At 54.9% G+C, this 20,588-nt stretch carries 16 protein-coding genes; 4 read left to right on the top strand and 12 right to left on the bottom strand.

Annotated features, from left to right (window positions below):
- Window positions 1–4: 4 nt before the first annotated feature.
- The 8 genes from nuoH to lrhA all read right to left on the bottom strand — a co-directional run bounded on the left by nuoH (window position 5) and on the right by lrhA (window position 10,186).
- Window positions 5–982: an NADH-quinone oxidoreductase subunit NuoH gene (gene nuoH, locus AB8846_RS13710; RefSeq protein WP_047346615.1), complete on the bottom strand. Its 978-nt coding sequence runs from the start codon at window positions 980–982 to the stop codon at window positions 5–7.
- The gene (gene nuoG, locus AB8846_RS13705; protein ID WP_370732925.1) at window positions 979–3,702 is read right to left on the bottom strand and encodes an NADH-quinone oxidoreductase subunit NuoG; all 2,724 of its coding nucleotides are present in this window, start codon (window positions 3,700–3,702) and stop codon (window positions 979–981) included. The genes nuoH and nuoG overlap by 4 nt, the downstream gene beginning before the upstream one ends.
- 55 nt (window positions 3,703–3,757) lie before the next feature.
- Window positions 3,758–5,095 (bottom strand): NADH-quinone oxidoreductase subunit NuoF, encoded by a 1,338-nt coding sequence (gene nuoF / locus AB8846_RS13700; protein ID WP_023312536.1) that lies wholly within the window; start codon window positions 5,093–5,095, stop codon window positions 3,758–3,760.
- On the bottom strand, window positions 5,092–5,592 hold the full coding sequence (nuoE, locus tag AB8846_RS13695) for an NADH-quinone oxidoreductase subunit NuoE (RefSeq protein ID WP_370732924.1): 501 nt from the start codon (window positions 5,590–5,592) through the stop codon (window positions 5,092–5,094). Before nuoE ends, nuoF begins: the two co-directional genes overlap by 4 nt.
- Before the next feature lie 2 nt (window positions 5,593–5,594).
- Window positions 5,595–7,397, bottom strand: coding sequence for an NADH-quinone oxidoreductase subunit C/D (gene nuoC, locus AB8846_RS13690; protein ID WP_023312537.1), 1,803 nt, complete (start codon window positions 7,395–7,397; stop codon window positions 5,595–5,597).
- 89 nt (window positions 7,398–7,486) lie between these two features.
- Window positions 7,487–8,161, bottom strand: coding sequence for an NADH-quinone oxidoreductase subunit NuoB (gene nuoB, locus AB8846_RS13685; protein WP_003861482.1), 675 nt, complete (start codon window positions 8,159–8,161; stop codon window positions 7,487–7,489).
- Window positions 8,162–8,176: 15 nt separating this feature from the next.
- Complete coding sequence (gene nuoA / locus AB8846_RS13680) at window positions 8,177–8,617, bottom strand: NADH-quinone oxidoreductase subunit NuoA (RefSeq protein WP_370732923.1); 441 nt, start codon at window positions 8,615–8,617, stop codon at window positions 8,177–8,179.
- Window positions 8,618–9,247: 630 nt separating this feature from the next.
- The gene (gene lrhA / locus AB8846_RS13675; protein WP_370732922.1) at window positions 9,248–10,186 is read right to left on the bottom strand and encodes a transcriptional regulator LrhA; all 939 of its coding nucleotides are present in this window, start codon (window positions 10,184–10,186) and stop codon (window positions 9,248–9,250) included.
- Between the two features lie 938 nt (window positions 10,187–11,124).
- On the opposite strand from lrhA, the gene alaA reads away from it, so the two are divergent.
- Complete coding sequence (gene alaA / locus AB8846_RS13670) at window positions 11,125–12,339, top strand: alanine transaminase AlaA (protein WP_008500204.1); 1,215 nt, start codon at window positions 11,125–11,127, stop codon at window positions 12,337–12,339.
- Between the two features lie 118 nt (window positions 12,340–12,457).
- Entirely contained in the window at window positions 12,458–13,057 is a 600-nt protein-coding gene (gene yfbR / locus AB8846_RS13665; protein WP_023312539.1) for a 5'-deoxynucleotidase, read from the top strand.
- Between the two features lie 49 nt (window positions 13,058–13,106).
- Here the strand turns inward: yfbR and AB8846_RS13660 are convergent, their stop codons facing one another.
- The 4 genes from AB8846_RS13660 to yfbV form a co-directional block, all read right to left on the bottom strand.
- Entirely contained in the window at window positions 13,107–14,939 is a 1,833-nt protein-coding gene (locus AB8846_RS13660) for an SLC13 family permease (protein ID WP_063145417.1), read from the bottom strand.
- Between the two features lie 75 nt (window positions 14,940–15,014).
- The gene (locus tag AB8846_RS13655) at window positions 15,015–15,674 is read right to left on the bottom strand and encodes a sugar phosphatase (RefSeq protein WP_045402709.1); all 660 of its coding nucleotides are present in this window, start codon (window positions 15,672–15,674) and stop codon (window positions 15,015–15,017) included.
- A gap of 11 nt (window positions 15,675–15,685) precedes the next feature.
- A complete protein-coding gene (locus AB8846_RS13650) occupies window positions 15,686–16,180 on the bottom strand; it encodes a YfbU family protein (RefSeq protein WP_023312542.1) in 495 nt (164 codons plus the stop codon).
- A gap of 92 nt (window positions 16,181–16,272) precedes the next feature.
- Window positions 16,273–16,728, bottom strand: a complete 456-nt coding sequence (gene yfbV, locus AB8846_RS13645) for a terminus macrodomain insulation protein YfbV (RefSeq protein WP_023312543.1) — start codon at window positions 16,726–16,728, stop codon at window positions 16,273–16,275.
- Between the two features lie 337 nt (window positions 16,729–17,065).
- Here yfbV and ackA point away from each other — a divergent pair, with 337 nt between their 5' ends.
- Window positions 17,066–18,268 (top strand): acetate kinase, encoded by a 1,203-nt coding sequence (gene ackA / locus AB8846_RS13640; RefSeq protein WP_063145415.1) that lies wholly within the window; start codon window positions 17,066–17,068, stop codon window positions 18,266–18,268.
- Window positions 18,269–18,344: 76 nt separating this feature from the next.
- Window positions 18,345–20,486, top strand: a complete 2,142-nt coding sequence (gene pta / locus AB8846_RS13635; RefSeq protein WP_063145414.1) for a phosphate acetyltransferase — start codon at window positions 18,345–18,347, stop codon at window positions 20,484–20,486.
- Window positions 20,487–20,588: the final 102 nt, after the last annotated feature.

The following is a 20,588-nucleotide window of genomic DNA, read 5'->3' as shown; positions in this document are numbered from 1 at the left end:
CCCCTTATGGCTGCTGCCAGAGAATGACAGCCGCCGTTACCAACAAGTTGACGAGCGTCAGCGGCAGGCACACTTTCCAGCCGAAGGACATTACCTGGTCATAACGCGGACGCGGTAACGCTGCGCGAATCAAAATGAACATCATCATGAAGAACGCGGTTTTCAGCGCGAACCAGATGAACGGCGGTAAGAACGGGCCATGCCAGCCACCGAAGAACAGCGTTACCATCAACGCGGAAATGGTGACGATACCGATGTACTCGCCCACGAAGAACAGACCGAACTTCATACCGGAATATTCAATGTGGTAACCGTCGGCCAGTTCCTGTTCGGCTTCTGGCTGGTCAAACGGGTGACGGTGACACACGGCCACGCCCGCGATTGCAAAGGTAATAAACCCAAAGAACTGCGGAATAACGTTCCAGATGTCGGCCTGGTTATTGACGATGTCGGTCATGTTGAATGAACCGGCCTGCGCCACCACGCCCATCAGGGAGAGACCCAGGAACACTTCGTAGCTCAGCGTCTGCGCGGAAGCACGCATCGCACCCAGCAGGGAGTATTTGTTGTTACTGGACCAGCCTGCGAACAGCACCGCGTAAACCGCGAGGCCTGCCATCATCAGGAAGAACAGAATGCCAATGTTCAGGTCAGCGACCACCCAGGTCGGGCTGACCGGAACGATAGCAAACGCCAGCAGCAGCGAGGTGAAGGCGATCATCGGTGCCAGAGTAAAGATCACGCGGTCCGAGAAGCGCGGGATCCAGTCCTCTTTAAAGAACATCTTGATCATGTCCGCAACCAGCTGGAGTGAACCACCCCAGCCCACGCGGTTCGGTCCGTAACGGTTCTGGAACAGACCGAGCAGACGACGTTCACCAAAGCTCATGAACGCGCCGCAGGTGACCACCACCAGCAGGATAACAACCGCTTTCAGAATGCTCAGCAGGATGTCGATAAGATCCGGCGTTAACCAACTCATGCTTTTGCCTCCTGCAGGTTATCAAGACGCGCACCCGCCAGAACCGGCGCGATGCCAGGCATACCCATCGGCAGACCCACCTGCCCTGCTGTCAGACCTTCGGAGATAATCAGCGGCAGGCTGATTGTCTGGCCGTCATAGCTAAAGGCAATGTTTGCGCCCGCGTTAACGCCAAGCTTCGCGGCATCCGCCGGGTTGAGCTTGATGTACGGCTGCGGCATGCGGGTCTGGAAGACCGGTGAACGCTGGGACAGCTCGTCGCTACCGAACAGATGGTAGTACGGCGCGATACGCCAGTTGCCATCCTGCGCCTGGAAGCTCGCCGGAACGGTCGTGAAGAAGTCCAGACCGGTTTCGGAGGCTTCAATCAGACGCACGCCCGGATCGCCGTGGCGCAGGGAGCCACCCACTTCAGCCTGGAACTTGTTCCATGCCTGCGGGGAGTTCCAGCCCGGAGCCCATGCGAATGGGATTTGCGAACGCGGCGCAGACGGCTGGTTGTTCCCTTCCATAGAGAAGGCGAACATGGTGTCTTTATCCTGCGGCTGGCGCGGTTCGTGTACGCTGATATTGGCGCGCATCGCGGTACGACCGCTGTAACGGTGCGGTTCACGCGCCAGTTTCTGGCCGCGAATGCGGAAGCTTGCTTCAGGCGCGGCATCTTTAATGCCTGCCAGCTGAGGCAGTTTTTCGACTACCGCGTCGATAACGTGGTCGAGCTGCGTCCAGTCCACTTCACGGCTCTGCACGGTGCTGTGCAGGGAGTGCAGCCAGCGCCAGCTTTCCAGCATCACGGTATTGCTGTCGTAGTACGCCGGGTCATAAACCTGGAAGAAACGCTGTGCGCGGCCTTCGTTGTTGATCACCGTACCGTCGCTTTCTGCGAAGCTTGCCGCAGAGAGCACCAGGTGCGCTTTGTCCATGATCGCGGTTCGCTGATGGTCAATGACCATCACCAGCGGCGCTTTGGAGAGCGCGGCGTCAACGCGAGCGGCAGAGGCGTGGCGATGCAGGTCGTTTTCCAGCACCACAACGGCGTCGGCAGAACCGGATTCCAGTTCGCTTAACGCTTCTTCCAGCGAGCCGCCGCCGATCATACCCAGACCAATGCTGTTTACCGCACGGGCAATCATGGTCACGCCGACGTCCGCACCGCGGCCTTTCAGGGCTTTGGCAACGTTGGCTGCAGCCTGAATAATCTCGGCGCTGCCGGCGTTGGTCCCGGAAATAATCAGCGGTTTCTTCGCACCCGCCAGGGCCTGGACAATCACGTCGACCTTGTTCTGCAGGTCACGATCCAGTTCAACCGCTGGCGAGCTGCTATCCAGCGCGTGGGCAATCGCAAAGCCGAGGCGCGCCTGATCTTCAACCGGTGCGCAGTAGGTCCACGCCGCGATATCGTCCAGACGGGTGTTATCGACGTTGGTCACAAACAGAGGATGTTTCGCGCGCTGGCCGATGTTCAGGATTGCCGCAATCTGCCAGTCAGCCACTTTCTGAGCCGCTGCCATTTCACGTGCTTTACCCTTCACCGCCTGACGAACCGCCAGAGCCGCGCGTGCGCCCGTCTGCGTCAGGTCTTCACCCAGCACCAGGACCGCATCATAAGATTCAATTTCGCGCAGCGCAGGGGTGTGAATACCGCCTTCACGCAGCACTTTCAGTACCAGCTGCAGACGTTCCTGCTCGCCCTGGGCGATACCGGTATAGAAGTTTTCCGCGCCAACCAGCTCGCGCAGCGCGAAGTTGCTTTCGATGCTGGCACGCGGGGAGCCGATACCGATCACTTTCTTCGACTGGCGCAGAATGTCTGCCGCGCCCTGCATCGCCTGTTCAGCGTTCAGGGTAATGAAGTCGTCGCCACGGCGCTGAACCGGCTGACGCGGACGGTCTTTCAGGTTCACATAGCCATAGCCGAAACGACCGCGGTCGCAGAGGAAGTAGTGGTTAACGGTGCCGTTGTAACGGTTTTCGATACGGCGCAGTTCGCCGTAACGCTCACCCGGGCTGGTGTTACAGCCGAGGGAACACTGCTGGCAGATGCTTGGCGCAAACTGCATGTCCCATTTACGGTTGTAACGCTCGGAATGGGTTTTATCCGTGAATACGCCGGTCGGGCAGATTTCTACCAGGTTACCGGAGAATTCGCTTTCCAGCACGCCGTCTTCCGGACGACCGAAGTAGACGTTATCGTGCGCGCCATATACGCCCAGATCCTGACCGTCTGCATAGTCTTTGTAGTAACGCACGCAGCGGTAGCAGGCGATGCAGCGGTTCATTTCGTGAGAGATGAACGGCCCCAGGTCCTGGTTACGGTGGGTACGCTTGGTAAAACGATAGCGACGGAAGCTGTGGCCGGTCATCACGGTCATATCCTGAAGGTGGCAGTTACCGCCCTCCTCACAGACCGGACAGTCGTGCGGGTGGTTGGTCATCAACCATTCCACAACGCTTTCGCGGAACTGTTTCGCTTCTTCGTCATCAATCGAAATAAAGGTGCCTTCGGTGGCTGGCGTCATACAGGACATCACCAGGCGACCACGCGTGTCTTCCGCGTTTTGATATTGCTTCACCGCACACTGGCGGCAAGCACCGACGCTGCCCAGCGCCGGATGCCAGCAAAAGTACGGAATATCGAGGCCAAGAGACAGACAAGCTTCCAGCAGGTTGTCCGCCCCGTTGACTTCGTATTCTTTGCCGTCTACATGAATCGTAGCCATTAGCATGCTTCCAGTTGGCTCGGTCGAAACCGAGCGTTAATCAAAATTCTTGTCGTTACCAGCGCGCTTTAAGCAGGTTCGGCTGAATCCCATTAATCGCATGGGTATTGCTGAACGGCTGCTTGATGCCTGCTTCGAACTCGTCGCGGAAATATTTGATCGCGCTCTGCAGAGGTTCGACGGCACCCGGTGCGTGGGCACAGAAGGTTTTACCCGGGCCTAAGAATCGACACAGCTGCTCAAGCGTCTCGATATCTCCAGGCTGGCCTTCGCCACGTTCGATTGCACGCAGGATCTTCACGCTCCACGGCAGACCATCACGGCACGGTGTACACCAGCCGCAGGACTCGCGGGCGAAGAACTCTTCCAGGTTACGCACCAGCGAGACCATGCCGATCTCGTGGTCGACGGCCATCGCCAGCGCCGTACCCAGACGGCTGCCTGCTTTACCAATGCTTTCGAATTCCATTGGCAGGTCAAGGTGGGCTTCGGTCAGGAAGTCAGTCCCTGCCCCACCCGGCTGCCAGGCTTTGAATTTCAGGCCATCGCGCATGCCGCCCGCGTAGTCTTCAAGAATTTCACGTGCGGTGGTACCGAACGGCAGTTCCCAGACGCCAGGATTTTTAACGCGACCAGAGAAGCCCATCAGCTTGGTACCGGCATCTTTGCTTGAGGAGATGCCCTGATACCACTCCACGCCGTTGGCGAGGATAGCCGGAACGTTACACAGGGTTTCAACGTTGTTTACGCAGGTCGGTTTACCCCATACGCCGGAGCTTGCCGGGAACGGAGGCTTGGAACGCGGGTTCGCGCGGCGGCCTTCCAGGGAGTTAATCAGCGCGGTTTCTTCACCGCAGATGTAACGCCCGGCGCCGGTGTGCACGAACAGTTCGAAGTCAAACCCGGTGCCCAGGATGTTTTTACCCAGCAGTCCCGCTTCGGTGGCTTCGGCAATCGCGCGACGCAGGTTTTCCGCCGCTTCGATGTACTCACCGCGCAGGAAGATGTAGCCACGGTAGGCTTTCAGCGCGAACGCGGAAATCAGCATGCCTTCCACCAGCAGGTGCGGCAGCTGTTCCATCAGCAGGCGGTCTTTATAGGTGCCCGGCTCCATTTCATCGGCGTTACACAGCAGGTAACGGATGTTCATGGATTCGTCTTTCGGCATCAGGCTCCACTTCAGACCGGTGGAGAAGCCCGCACCGCCGCGCCCTTTCAGGCCGGAGTCTTTCACCGCATTAACGATGTCATCCGGCGCCATGCCGCCGAGGGCTTTACGCGCGCCGGCATAGCCGTTTTTGCTCTGGTATTCGTCGAGCCATACCGGCTGTTTGTCATCGCGCAGACGCCAGGTCAGCGGATGCGTCTCAGCAGTACGAATTACAGTTTTCATTTGTACTGCTCCAGCAGGTCAGGAATCGCTTCCGGCGTCAGATGGCTGTGAGTGTCCTCATCAATCATCATGGTCGGCCCCTTGTCGCAGTTACCCAGGCAGCAGGTTGGCAGCAGAGTAAAGCGTCCATCGAACGTGGTCTGGCCCGGCTTGATATTGAGCTTCTTCTCAATCGCAGCCTGGATGCCCTGATAACCGGTGATGTGGCAGACAACGCTGTCACAGTAGCGGATCACATGGCGGCCAACCGGCTGACGGAAGATCTGGCTGTAGAACGTGGCTACGCCTTCTACGTCGCTTGCCGGAATACCCAGCACTTTCGCGATCTCATAGATCGCCCCATCCGGCACCCAACCACGCTGTTTCTGTACGATTTTCAGCGCTTCAATGGACGCCGCACGCGGGTCTTCGTAGTGGTGCATCTCATGCTCAATGGCGGCACGTTCTGCTTCACTCAGCTCAAAAGCCTCGGTTTGTGATTGTTGATTCTCGTGCATAATTAGCGGTCCACATCTGACATAACAAAATCGATACTACCCAGATACACAATCAGGTCGGAGACCAGACTGCCGCGGATGGCGGACGGGATCTGCTGCAGGTGCGCAAAGCTCGGCGTACGCACGCGGGTACGGTAGCTCATGGTGCTGCCGTCACTGGTCAGGTAGTAACTGTTAATACCCTTGGTCGCTTCAATCATCTGGAAGGATTCTTGCGCCGGCATGACCGGACCCCAGGAAACCTGCAGGAAGTGGGTGATCAGGGTTTCGATATGTTGCAGCGTGCGCTCTTTCGGTGGCGGCGTCGTCAGCGGGTGATCCGCCTTGAACGGGCCTTCCGGCATGTTGTTGAGGCACTGCTCAAGGATGCGCAGACTCTGGCGCAGCTCTTCTACTTTCAGCATCACGCGGGTGTAGCAGTCGGAAACACCGCCGCCCACCGGGACTTCAAAGTCGAAGTTCTCGTAGCCAGAGTAAGGACGGGCTTTACGCACGTCGAAATCAATACCGGTCGCACGCAGACCTGCACCTGTCGTACCCCACTCCAGCGCTTCTTTCGCGCCGTAGGCGGCAACGCCCTGGGAACGGCCTTTCAGGATGGTGTTACGCAGCGCGGCTTTCTCGTATGACGCCAGACGTTTTGGCATCCAGTCGAGGAATTCACGCAGCAGGCGGTCCCAGCCGCGCGGCAGATCGTGTGCCACGCCGCCGATACGGAACCAGGCCGGGTGCATACGGAAACCGGTAATCGCTTCCACCAGATCGTAGATTTTCTGACGGTCGGTAAAGGCAAAGAAGACCGGCGTCATCGCGCCGACGTCCTGAATGAACGTGGAGATGTACAGCAGGTGGCTGTTGATACGGAACAGTTCTGACAGCATAACGCGAATCACGTTAACGCGATCCGGCGTAACGATTCCCGCCAGTTTCTCAACGGCCAGCACGTATGGCATCTCGTTGACGCAGCCGCCGAGGTACTCGATACGGTCGGTATACGGAATGTAGCTGTGCCAGGACTGACGCTCGCCCATCTTCTCAGCACCACGGTGGTGGTAGCCGATGTCAGGCACGCAGTCGACAATCTCTTCGCCATCAAGCTGAAGAATAATACGGAATGCACCGTGCGCAGACGGGTGGTTCGGACCGAGGTTGAGGAACATGAAGTCCTCGTTGTCGGTACCGCGCTTCATGCCCCAGTCTTCCGGCTTGAAGGTCAGCGCTTCCATTTCCAGATCCTGCTTGGCTTTGGTCAGCTCAAACGGATCGAATTCGGTTGCACGTGCCGGGTAGTCTTTACGCAGCGGGTGGCCGGTCCAGGTCTGCGGCATCATGATGCGCGTCAGGTGCGGGTGGCCGTCGAAGGTCATGCCGAACATTTCCCAGGTTTCACGCTCGTACCAGTTGGCGTTCGGGAACAGTTTGGTGATAGTCGGCAGGTGCATGTCGTTTTCAGACAATGCCACCTTGAGCATGATATCCGTATTACGGTCTATTGAGATCAGGTGGTAGAAAACGGAAAAATCCGCAGCAGGGAGACCCTGGCGGTGGGTACGAAGACGTTCATCCATGCCGTGTAAGTCAAACAGCATGACGTACGGTTTTGGCAATTTCTTGAGGAAATCGACAACTTCCAGCAATTGCTCACGCTTCACCCAAACAACGGGTACCCCGGTGCGGGTAGCCTGAACAGTAAAGGCATCCGGCCCAAAACGGTTGCGCAGTTCGCCAATGACTGGGTCATCCAGATGATCCCGGGTCTGCCAGGCGGCTTCTTGCGCGGTTAAGTCGGTCATATTGTTCACCATTGCAAATGGTCCGTGGTGACTGTTGAGCCTGGCTTCGCGCTATTTGAGTAGTGATATGCGAAGGTGTTCTCCAGGCCTACAGGCGCAAATTAAATTTCGTCAGGCGTACGCAGATTGGTGACGGCAATACGTTCACCACGTTTACGCTCGCGCTCAGACTGCATGTTCGCGCGATACACACCCTGATCGCCAACAACCCACGACAGTGGGCGACGTTCTTTACCGATAGACTCCTGCAGCAGCATCAGCGCCTGCATGTAAGCTTCCGGACGTGGCGGACAACCCGGGATGTATACATCCACTGGAATAAACTTATCTACGCCCTGCACGACGGAATAGATGTCGTACATACCGCCAGAGTTTGCACATGCGCCCATGGAGATAACCCATTTAGGCTCCAGCATCTGGTCATAAAGACGCTGAATGACAGGTGCCATCTTAGTAAAGCACGTACCGGCTACCACCATCAGGTCAGCCTGACGTGGGGAAGCACGCAGTACCTCAGCCCCAAAACGCGCAACGTCATGCACCGCAGTGAATGACGTCACCATTTCAACGTAGCAGCAAGAAAGACCAAAGTTGTACGGCCAGATGGAGTTCTTACGACCCCAGTTGACCATATCGTGCATGGCATGTTCGAGTTTGCCCATGTACACGCTTTTGTTGACTTCTTGCTCCAGGGGGTCGGTTACGATCTCCTGTTTTTGCAGGGGGTAACGGTCATTCTCACCGTTAGGATCTATGCGGGTGAGCGTATAATCCATCTTATTGCCTCGCTGTTACTGCTGACGATTAGAGATACTGTTTTCCGGGTTGATGTGTTCACGGCGTGAACGCACAGGTGTCCAGTCCAGCGCGCCAATACGCACCAGATAAACCAGACCGGCCAGTAGCACTAAAATGAAAATTGCGGCCTCGACAAAGCCCACCCAACCACTTTCGCGAATGGAGGTAGACCACGCGAAGAGGTAAAGCGCTTCCACGTCGAAGATGACGAAGAACATGGCTACCAGGTAGAACTTGGCAGACAGGCGTAAGCGAGCGGTACCTACTGAATCAATACCTGATTCGAAAGGTGTGTTTTTGTGCCTTGCGCGGGCGTGACCGCCCAGGAACCAGCCGCCGACTAACATCAGGCAGCACAGGCCAATGGCTACAATAAGAAAGATTGCGAATGCCCAGTGATGAGCGATGACTTCTGTGGATGTTGACATACTCATTGCTTACTCATCAAAAGTGATACCAACGACACTGCTCTTGCTGGCAGATGGGCATCACATCGATTCATGGGGAGGAACAAATAACCTTACACTAACTGTCATAAATGAGACGTAGACAGCAAAATGATGGGGTTTTTTACTCCTTTCTATAACCTATTGTCAACTTTAACAAAGGTTTCTTCACATTAAATTACATCGAGCGATTCTCATTAACATTTGGTGCCCTTTAACCCTGGTGGGTGCATGACTTTCCGTCAAATGTATGTTGTTGAATCGTGTCCGTTTCGGAAGTAAAAAAAATAACCCTCCTATTTTGACAGGATTTGCCAACGATTCCTCCCCCCAAATAGGAGTATTTTCTTGATCTGAGACACGCTTTTGTTAATTCAACCTGGAAAACGGCAACATATTTCCTGTTTTTTTAACATGAGAGGGATGTGGATGAAGTTAGAACGGAAAACGGACAAGTTTTAAGCAAAAGCATTTAGATTGTTGATAAACATAGAATATCCTGAAAATCCATGCGCCATAAGCGGGTATTATTGCTAAAAAAAAGCCACTGCATGTGAAAATCACACGAGTGGCTTTTTTTTACATTTACATTTTGTTACCAGAATTTTGAGCTATCGATCACTCAAAATCCCCTTCAACGATCAGGGAGTCATCCCCCCCTTCGGAGGTAACGCGCTCGAACTGCCATGGGTTATGGTAATTTCCCATCGCCTCGAACACCACTTTGGCCAACTCGTTATGACTGGACGAATTGTGGCAGAGCAGATACTCCGTATCCGGCAGCGCAGGAAGGCCATCGGATTTCCCCAGAACGCGCAGATCGGGGCTCATCATCTCTACCGGACGGGCCGTTACACCCAGACCGGCCTTCACGGCGGCACGGACCGCTGGAAGCGTGGAAGCCACATACGCCAGACGCCACGGAATGTTCGCCTCGTTCAGCGCCGTGAGCACCATGTCGCGGAACGGGCTCGGGTCATCCAGTAAGACCAGTGGAACCGGCTCCCCTTTTTGCAGCACGTATTCGGCTGCGCAATACCAGTGCGTAGGCGATGTACGCAGCGTCAGGCAATCAAACTGCCCGGGACGATGCGTTGTCACCACCAGGTCCACTTTATTCTCATTTAACATCTCAACCATAAAGGCATTACGTTTTACGCTAACGTCCAGCGCAAGCTTCGGATAAACCGAACTAATACGATTGAGAAGAAACGGCAATATTGTATCCGCTGACTCATCAGATGCGCCTAACGTTAGCACCCCTTGAAGGTTGCTAAACATTAATGACATACATGCTTCATCATTAAAGCGAAGAATTTTCCTGGCATAACCCAGAAGCTGAATACCGTGTTCCGTTAAGAGCTTATTACGCCCATGACGCGCAAAAAGCTCTTTACCAACCAGTTGCTCCAGCCGCTGCATTTGCTGGCTGACGGCGGACTGAGTTCGACAAACGGCGGCAGCAGCTGCTGCAAAAGTGTTGAGATCGGCGACCGCAACAAACGTTCTCAGCAGATCGAGGTCGAGATTCATTATCGGACGATTTGCATTTATCATATCTATTCACTTTCAGGTTGCTCGTGCGGAGCTGCCCGGGTTGAAGCTGTGTGTGTACAGTTAAGCAATTCCCTCTGAAGATTTTCCCTCGCATCCCGGCCCGGCAGACTGCCTGACAGATAGTTATTGTGCTGCTTTATATCAACAGTCAGAAAGCACGTTTCATGACGTTATTTTTATTCTCTTAAACGTTCAGGATATTTAGATGTTCGCAGGTTTATGTAAATTACATTAAAGGTGTAACACCTTTTCTGCCATCTTTATCGCAGCGCTGTCAACGTAGCAGGAGATGTTCGACACATCCCAGCCAGAGATAACTCCAACAATAACAATCAATTAATTCGGAAAATCAGTGTCAGATATACAAAAAGCGGGCATCTGACCTCTGCTTTCCTGAAAGACATCTTAACCCAAATCCACTTTATTTATAAGTCTTATTGCAATATTGAGGATTAAAGAAGAATGTTAAGCTTCTAAACTAATTTTATTAGAATTAACTAAAGTTGCATTTTTTAGGTTAATAATAAATAAATTTTAATTTAGATTAAGACCATTCATTAATGGCACTTAACATTAATTTCACATGAGTAACTTTTAGCCACAGTATGCTATTACAGGAACAGGTATCAAGCATTCAGGTTTAACGAAATGTCACTCAGGGTGATTGCTACCTTTGTCCTGCTTACCACTTATTTTCACCAGCACAATATACACAATTTTGACAAATGAATAGCACATTTAACCTAACACGACGCCGTGCGCACAACTTTACGCCAGCATAAAAGCGCCCGCACAGCGAAAAAGATTTATCAAAATTTTCCTCCCGGCACAAAATCTTCTACTGCACACCCTTCAAAACGAAGCGAGGTGGGAGTACATTATTCCGTGCTGACTTCCACGGCAGGGAGTGGCAATAATAGCGAAAAGGTTAAAGGTTCATGTCCCCTATCGAAAAATCCAGCAAGCTAGATAACGTCTGTTATGACATCCGCGGCCCGGTTCTGAAAGAGGCAAAACGCCTTGAAGAAGAAGGCAACAAGGTTCTGAAACTCAACATTGGTAACCCTGCGCCATTTGGTTTTGAAGCGCCGGATGAAATTCTGGTTGATGTGATCCGCAACCTTCCTACTGCACAAGGCTATTGCGATTCAAAAGGACTGTACTCCGCGCGTAAAGCCATCATGCAGCACTACCAGGCACGCGGTATGCGTGATGTTACCGTTGAAGATATTTATATCGGCAACGGTGTCTCCGAACTGATTGTGCAGGCAATGCAGGCGCTGCTGAACAGCGGGGACGAAATGCTGGTACCCGCGCCGGATTATCCGCTGTGGACGGCTGCCGTATCACTGTCCAGCGGTAAGGCCGTGCACTATCTGTGCGACGAGTCCTCTGACTGGTTCCCGGACCTCGATGATATTCGCGCAAAAATTACGCCCCGCACGCGCGGCATCGTGATCATCAACCCGAACAACCCAACGGGCGCGGTATACTCAAAAGAGCTGCTGATGGAGATCGTCGAGCTCGCCCGCCAGCACAACCTGATCATCTTTGCCGACGAAATCTACGACAAGATCCTGTACGACGCGGCACAGCACCACTCGATCGCTGCGCTGGCCCCGGATCTGCTGACCGTCACCTTTAACGGCCTGTCTAAAACCTACCGCGTGGCCGGTTTCCGTCAGGGCTGGATGGTACTGAACGGTCCGAAAAAGCACGCCAAAGGCTATATCGAAGGGCTGGAAATGCTGGCCTCCATGCGTTTATGTGCCAACGTTCCGGCGCAGCACGCAATCCAGACCGCGCTGGGCGGCTATCAGAGCATTAGCGAGTTCATCGTTCCCGGCGGTCGCCTGTACGAACAGCGCAACCGTGCGTGGGAACTGATCAACGATATTCCGGGCGTCTCCTGCGTGAAGCCGAATGGCGCGCTCTATATGTTCCCGAAAATTGACGCGAAGCGCTTTAATATTCACGACGACCAGAAAATGGTGCTCGATTTCCTGCTGCAGGAAAAAGTGCTGCTGGTTCAGGGTACGGCGTTTAACTGGCCGTGGCCGGATCACGTGCGTATCGTAACGCTGCCGCGCGAAGATGACCTCGAAATGGCCATCAGCCGCTTCGGGCGCTTCCTGTCCGGTTATCATCAGTAACGCTGGCTTTCTGCCGGGTGGCGCTGCGCTTACCCGGCCTACAACACCTTCTGATTTGCATCTTCCCTCCCCTCCCCGCACAATGAACGCCTGTCGCAGTGAAGACAAAAGGTAACCTATGAGTCAGAGTCATTTCTTTGCCCACCTCTCCCGCCTGAAACTCATCAACCGCTGGCCGCTGATGCGCAATGTCCGCACGGAAAATGTGTCAGAGCACAGCCTGCAGGTTGCGATGGTCGCTCACGCGCTGGCCGCCATTAAAAACCGCAAATTCAACGGTCAGGTCAATCCAGAGCGCATTGCCCTGCTGGCCATGTACCACGATGCGTCAGAAGTGCTGACCGGCGACCTGCCTACGCCGGTGAAATATTTCAACTCGCAGATTGCGCAGGAATATAAGGCCATTGAGAAGATTGCCCAGCAGAAGCTGATTGACATGGTGCCGGACGAGTTGCGCGACATCTTTGAGCCGCTCATTGATGAGCATCAGTACACGGAAGATGAAAAGTCGCTGGTCAAACAGGCCGACGCGCTCTGCGCCTACCTGAAGTGTCTGGAAGAGCTGTCCGCGGGGAATAACGAGTTTTTACTGGCGAAAACGCGTCTGGAAAAAACGCTGGAATCACGCCGCAGCGAAGAGATGGATTACTTTATGCAGGTGTTTGTGCCGAGCTTCCATTTATCGTTGGATGAGATTAGCCAGGATTCACCGTTGTAATTTTTAGTTTGTAGGCCGGGTAAGGCGCAGCCGCCACCCGGCAAAATGCTCAGAACGGGAACAGGACCGGTATCAACACCACGCATACCAGCATCACCAGCACGGTGAACGGCACGCCCAGCTTCACGAAATCACTGAACCTGTAATTCCCGGGCCCCAGCACCAGCGTATTCACCGGTGAAGATACTGGCGTCATAAATGCCGCGGAGGCCGCCATTGCGACCATCATCGCAAAGGGATACGGCGACACGCCCATGGATTTGGCCATCGCCAGCGCAATCGGCGCCATCAGTACCGCCGTCGCGGTGTTGGAGATAAACAGACCGATGGTGGCGCACATGATAAACAGACAGACCAGCATCATGTACGGCCCATACCCGCCGCCAACGTCCATTAAGCCTTTAACGATCAGATCCACCCCGCCGGTTTTTTGCAGCGCCAGAGCGAAGGGCATCATCCCGACAATGAGAATAATGCTCGGCCAGTGAATGGCTTTATACGCGCTTTCGGCGTCAATGCAGCGGAATTTGCCCATCAACAGGCAGGCGATGATTGCCGCGACCGGATTGGGGATTTCATCGGTCAGCATCAGCGCCACCATCAGCACCAGACAAAAAATCGCGTGGGGCGCCTGGCTGTGCGCCGGGGAGGCGTCGCTCTCCTCGACAGGCATGTTGAGCACCACAAAATCGCGCCCTTTTTGCCCGAGCTGGCTAATCAGCTTCCAGTTACCGACAACCAGGAAGATATCGCCCAGCAGGATCGGCTCATCCACCACCGCCCCTTCCATCGCTACGCCATCGCGCTTCAGCCCCACGACATTCAGGCCATAGCGGGTTCGGAACCCCATTTCCCGCACGGTTTTACCCAACAGTTCCGATTCCGGGATCAGCGACACTTCTGCCATGCCGACATCCAGCGCCTGATCGGAGAAATACTCCCCGCGCAGCACCATCGGTTCCAGCAGCTGCTCGCTGCAAAACTCGCGCAGATCCACGTCCGCGGTGGACATATCAATCAGCAGGACGTCCCGCGCGCGAAATTCCGACACCCCGTTGACGTTGACGATCACCCGGCGAAAACGACGCCAGCGCTCTACGCCGATCACGTTTGCGCCATAGCGCTCGCGCAGCTTCAGGTCGTCCAGGCGCTGTCCCACCATCGGCGAGCCGGGACGAATAGCCAGACGGCGCGCGCGCCCGGTGAGACGGTACTCTTTAATCAGATCGCGGAAGGTGCGTCGCTTCCACCCTTCTTTATTTTTGTCCTGTTTTTCACCTTTCAGGGCAAACCGGGTCAGCAGCATGTAGACCACGCCCAGCACCAGAATGACCAGCCCAAGCGGGGTGACGCTGAAAAAACTGAAGCCCTGGAATCCTTCCCGAATCAGCTCGCTGTTGACGACCAGGTTCGGCGGCGTTGCCACCAGCGTCATCATTCCGCTGATCAAACCGGCAAAACTCAGGGGCATCATCAGGCGCGATGGCGAGATCTGCATCCGCATGGAGACGCTCAGCACCACCGGAATAAAGATGGCGACCACGCCCGTTGAGCTCATAAACGCCCCCAGCCCGGCGACGGTAACCATCAGGTAGATCAGCATTTTGGTTTCGCTGCTGCCCGCCACCTTCACCAGCCACGACCCCATGATGGTCGCCACGCCGGTACGCACCAGCCCATCACCGATAATAAACAGGGCGGCAATCAGGATAACGTTGGGATCGCTAAACCCGGAGAAGGCTTCCGGCAGCGTGAGCGTACCGCTCAGCACAAACGCGACGATGACAAACAGGGCGACGGCGTCCATGCGTACCTTGCCCGTTGCAAAAAGAAGGATGGCGATTAAAAGCAGGCTCAGGACCCAAATCAGTTCACCGTTCACAACATGTCCTTGTCAGTGGGAGAGGAGAAATTGTGCCATAAAAAAGCCCCAGCAATGTGGGGCTATATCATGTGATTACATTTTTAGCGAGACGGTTACAACTCCGTCAGAGGCTTTCGAAACGGCCAGCGCCGTCAGTGAATCCAGCACAAAGTCTGCCTCCTCCAGCCGGGGGGAGCCCGCCGGAACGTTAACGGCGATAACGTGGCTTCCGGCGTTTAGCCCGGCCAGTACGCCAGCGGCCGCATCTTCTACTACCACACACTCTGCGGGGGCGAGGCCCAGCAGTTCAGCTCCCAGTAAAAATGCATCGGGCTCCGGTTTACCGCGCTTAACGCGCTCCGCAGTGATAAACACTTCTGGCTTCGGTAAACCTGCCGCCTTATGACGGGCGTGGGCGACGGGAATGGAGCCTGAGGTGACGATCGCCCACGGGATCTGCGCTTCGTTCAGATGCTCAAGCAGCTCGCGCGCGCCCGGTAAGGCGGTGATGCCGTCCGTATCCGTGGCTTCAATGTGTTCCAGGTATTTAAACTCCGCCTGAATTTCGTCCTCAGAGCGTCCGGCAAGGAAGTGCCGTAGCGAGGTGATGGCCTGTTTGCCATGGATAAAATTCAGCACGTCCTGATGGTCGATGCCATGTCGATCAGCCCAATGGCACCATGAACGCTCCACAACCGGCAGCGAATCCACCAGCGTACCGTCCAGATCAAACAGAAAACCTCTACACTGCACACACACCTCCGTCAGGCATTAATGATTTGTTGAATTTCGTTGCTGCTTAAATGGTACTGACGCGGACAGGCATGCCACGCGCTCAGCATACGCTGATATTTTTCCCACATTGGGGTCTGCGCGTTGAAGCCGTGGGTGCCCGCATCAAAGTGGGTATAACGCCCTTCTGTGTTCACCATAAAGCGAACATAGCTCAGATAACGCGCTTCCGTTGCGGCATCAAAGCCTAAGAAGGTCACGCGGCGCTCGTCAATGGACTGCTGATCTTTGAGATTCGTCCAGGACACGTGCAGGGCGTGATACATCTCCATAATGTCGATCACGATGCGACAGGTTTCTTCTTTCAGCTCGCCAAACTCGCGGTCCAGTTCGCGCATTTGCAAACCAAAACCGCGTTCTACGATGGTTTGCAGGCGGCTGTAGCGCGCAGCGTTATCGGGATCAAGCATAGTCATCATCTTGTACTGGTTAGACAAAATCAGACGTTGAGCATGGGTCATTTCCATCTTTCGACTCCTGTAGCGCATTGCACTTTAAAAAAAAGACACGGTAACTGATTGTTACTGTGCCTTCTTTTCGTCGTCGTTTCGATGATCAATCACAAGTCATCGAGGAATGTTTTATCCAGTTGCTTAAAAGCGCGCTTTAACGTGTCCGCCAGCGCCTGGTAATCCGGCTTGCCTTCAACCGGGGCGAGCGCCTGTCCGGCCTCCTCCAGTTTTCCGCGCACTTCATAAAACCAGTGTAAAATAGAAGGGGGAAGCGGAGTGATGGACCGTTTACCTAACCACCACAGGCCCTGCATCGGCAGGCTTAACGCGAAGAGCGCCGTCGCGACCGCAGGACCAAGCTGCCCGCCCAACGCAATCTGCCAGCACAGCGTAAAGACAGCGACAGGCGGCATAAAACGAATCGCATAGCGCGTGGCGCGGATGGTGCGATTCTCAATGAACATAGGCGCAAGGCGCTTTTCCATCGGCCACGTCTTTGCGTAATGCTGTCCCCGACGAAACAGACTAAAGAAATTTACGGACGGGTTTTCTGGTGTCGACATGGCTGTACCTCAACTTCACATATAAAAATTAAAATTTTCGTGCAAAACCACAACAAGCTATGACAACGTTCAAAATATTTTGTCATCGCTACCCCGTATCGGGTATCCTGTGCCAGCCTGATAGGGCCATAGACGAGAATCATTAACTCGTCAAATTATTGCATATTATGCCATTGGCTGAAAATTGTGCAAAATGGCATAAAATCATAGTTATTTCTTCCATCATGCCACAATGTTTGTTTGGCATGATGTTAATCATAAATGTCTGAGTCATCATGCGTTACGCTGTTAGACTCACTGACGTTTTTTTAGCCACGTATCAATAATAGGTACTTCCATGTCGAGTAAGTTAGTACTGGTTCTGAACTGCGGTAGCTCCTCACTGAAATTCGCCATCATCGATGCGCTCAACGGTGACGAATACCTCTCTGGTTTGGCCGAATGTTTCCATCTGCCTGAAGCACGTATCAAGTGGAAGATGGACGGCAGCAAACAAGAAGCGGCTTTAGGTGCAGGCGCCGCTCACAGTGAAGCGCTGAACTTTATCGTTAACACTATTCTGGCACAAAAACCAGAACTGTCTGCTCAGCTGACTGCGATTGGTCACCGTATCGTCCACGGCGGCGAAAAATACACCAGCTCCGTCGTGATCGACGAATCTGTGATCCAGGGCATCAAGGACTCTGCGTCCTTCGCACCGCTGCACAACCCGGCTCACCTGATCGGTATCGCTGAAGCGCTGAAATCCTTCCCGAATCTGAAAGACAAAAACGTGGCCGTATTCGACACCGCGTTCCATCAGACCATGCCGGAAGAGTCTTACCTCTATGCCCTGCCATACAGCCTGTACAAAGAACACGGCGTACGTCGTTACGGCGCGCACGGCACCAGCCACTTCTATGTGACTCAGGAAGCTGCAAAAGTTCTGAACAAGCCGGTTGAAGAACTGAACATCATCACCTGCCACCTGGGCAACGGTGGTTCTGTTTCCGCTATCCGCAACGGTAAATGTGTTGATACTTCCATGGGTCTGACCCCGCTGGAAGGTCTGGTGATGGGTACCCGTTCCGGTGACATCGACCCGGCGATCATCTTCCACCTGCACGACACCCTGGGCATGAGCGTTGACCAGATCAACAAAATGCTGACCAAAGAGTCTGGCCTGCTGGGTCTGACCGAAGTCACCAGCGACTGCCGTTACGTTGAAGACAACTACGCAGAGAAAGAAGACGCTAAACGTGCAATGGACGTTTACTGCCACCGTCTGGCGAAGTACATCGGCTCTTACACTGCGCTGATGGAAGGCCGTCTGGACGCGGTTATCTTCACCGGTGGTATCGGTGAGAACGCGGCAATGGTTCGTGAACTGTCCCTGGGCAAACTGGGCGTTCTGGGCTTCGAAGTTGATCACGAGCGTAACCTGGCTGCCCGCTTCGGCAAGTCTGGCTTCATCAACAAAGAAGGCACCCGCCCTGCTCTCGTTATCCCAACTAACGAAGAACTGGTCATTGCGCAAGACGCGCACCGCCTGACTGCCTGATTCCACACCGCCAGCAATGCTGGCGGTGCTGTTTTGTAACCCGCCCCATTTGGGCGGTAACGAAAGAGGATAAACCGTGTCCCGTACTATTATGCTGATCCCTACCGGAACCAGCGTCGGCCTGACCAGCGTCAGCCTTGGCGTTATCCGTGCTATGGAACGCAAAGGCGTTCGTCTGAGCGTCTTTAAGCCAATCTCCCAGCCACGTGCCGGTGGCGATGCGCCAGACCAGACCACCACTATCGTTCGCAAGAACTCCAATCTGCCAGCGGCTGAACCGCTGAAGATGAGCCACGTTGAGTCTCTGCTGTCCAGCAACCAGAAAGACGTGCTGATGGAAGAGATCATCGCCAACTACCATGCTAACGCGCAAGACGCGGAAGTGGTGCTGGTTGAAGGCCTGGTCCCGACGCGCAAACACCAGTTTGCCCAGTCTCTGAACTTTGAAATCGCGAAAACCCTGAATGCAGAGATCGTTTTCGTGATGTCTCAGGGCACCGACACTCCAGAGCAGCTGAACGAGCGTATCGAACTGACGCGCAGCAGCTTCGGCGGCGCGAAAAACACCAACATCACCGGCGTGATCGTGAACAAACTGAACGCACCGGTGGATGAGCAGGGCCGTACTCGCCCTGACCTGTCCGAGATCTTCGACGACTCTTCCAAAGCGAAAGTTGTCAAAGTTGACCCGGCTAAGCTGCAGGAATCCAGCCCGCTGCCAGTACTGGGCGCGGTGCCATGGAGCTTCGATCTGATCGCCACCCGTGCAATCGACATGGCGCGTCACCTGAACGCCACCGTGGTTAACGAAGGCGACATCAACACCCGCCGCGTGAAGTCCGTGACCTTCTGTGCGCGCAGCATTCCGCATATGCTGGAACACTTCCGTGCAGGTTCCCTGCTGGTGACCTCCGCAGACCGTCCGGACGTGCTGGTTGCAGCCTGCCTGGCCGCGATGAACGGTGTGGAAATCGGTGCGATCCTGCTGACCGGTGCCTACGAGATGGACCCACGCGTCAGCAAGCTGTGCGAACGCGCGTTCGCTACCGGCCTGCCGGTCTTCATGGTGAACACCAATACCTGGCAGACCTCCCTGAGCCTGCAGAGCTTCAACCTGGAAGTACCGGTTGATGACCACGAGCGTATCGAGAAAGTTCAGGAATACGTTGCGGGCTACATCAACGCAGACTGGATCGAATCCCTGACCGCAACCTCCGAGCGCAGCCGCCGTCTGTCTCCTCCTGCATTCCGTTACCAGCTGACCGAGCTGGCGCGTAAAGCAGGCAAGCGCGTTGTTCTGCCAGAAGGCGACGAACCACGTACCGTTAAAGCGGCTGCTATCTGTGCAGAGCGCGGCATCGCGACCTGTGTGCTGCTGGGTAACCCTGATGAGATCAACCGCGTTGCGGCGTCTCAGGGCGTTGAGCTGGGCGCTGGCATCGAAATCGTTGACCCTGAAGTGGTTCGCGAAAGCTACGTTGCCCGTCTGGTTGAGCTGCGTAAGAGCAAAGGCATGACCGAAGCCGTTGCGCGCGAACAACTGGAAGACAACGTGGTGCTGGGCACGCTGATGCTGGAGCAGGACGAAGTTGACGGTCTGGTTTCCGGTGCGGTTCACACCACGGCGAACACCATCCGTCCACCGCTGCAGCTGATCAAAACCGCGCCAGGCAGCTCTCTGGTTTCTTCCGTGTTCTTCATGCTGCTGCCTGAACAGGTTTACGTTTACGGCGACTGCGCGATCAACCCGGATCCAACCGCAGAACAGCTGGCAGAAATCGCTATCCAGTCCGCGGACTCTGCGATTGCCTTCGGTATCGAACCGCGCGTAGCGATGCTCTCCTACTCCACCGGCACCTCTGGTGCAGGTAGCGACGTAGAGAAAGTGCGTGAAGCGACCCGTCTGGCGCAGGAAAAACGTCCTGACCTGATGATCGACGGCCCGCTGCAGTACGACGCCGCCGTTATGGCCGACGTTGCGAAATCCAAAGCGCCGAACTCTCCGGTTGCAGGTCGCGCTACCGTGTTCATCTTCCCGGATCTGAACACCGGTAACACCACCTACAAAGCGGTACAGCGTTCTGCAGACCTGATCTCCATCGGGCCAATGCTGCAGGGCATGCGCAAACCTGTGAACGACCTGTCCCGTGGCGCGCTGGTTGACGATATCGTCTACACCATCGCACTGACCGCGATTCAGTCTTCGCAGCAGCAGTAATGTTAAAAAGCCCGGTGGCGCTAGCGCTTACCGGGCCTACGGTTTTGTAGGCCGGATAAGCGAAGCGCCATCCGGCAAGAAAGGCGACCACTTAACCGGTCG

The sequence above is a fragment of the Enterobacter sp. KB-221C9 genome, from assembly GCF_041320715.1.
In the GTDB taxonomy this organism is placed as follows: Bacteria; Pseudomonadota; Gammaproteobacteria; order Enterobacterales; family Enterobacteriaceae; genus Enterobacter; species Enterobacter asburiae_D.
This window is presented reverse-complemented; position numbering and strand designations above follow the sequence as displayed.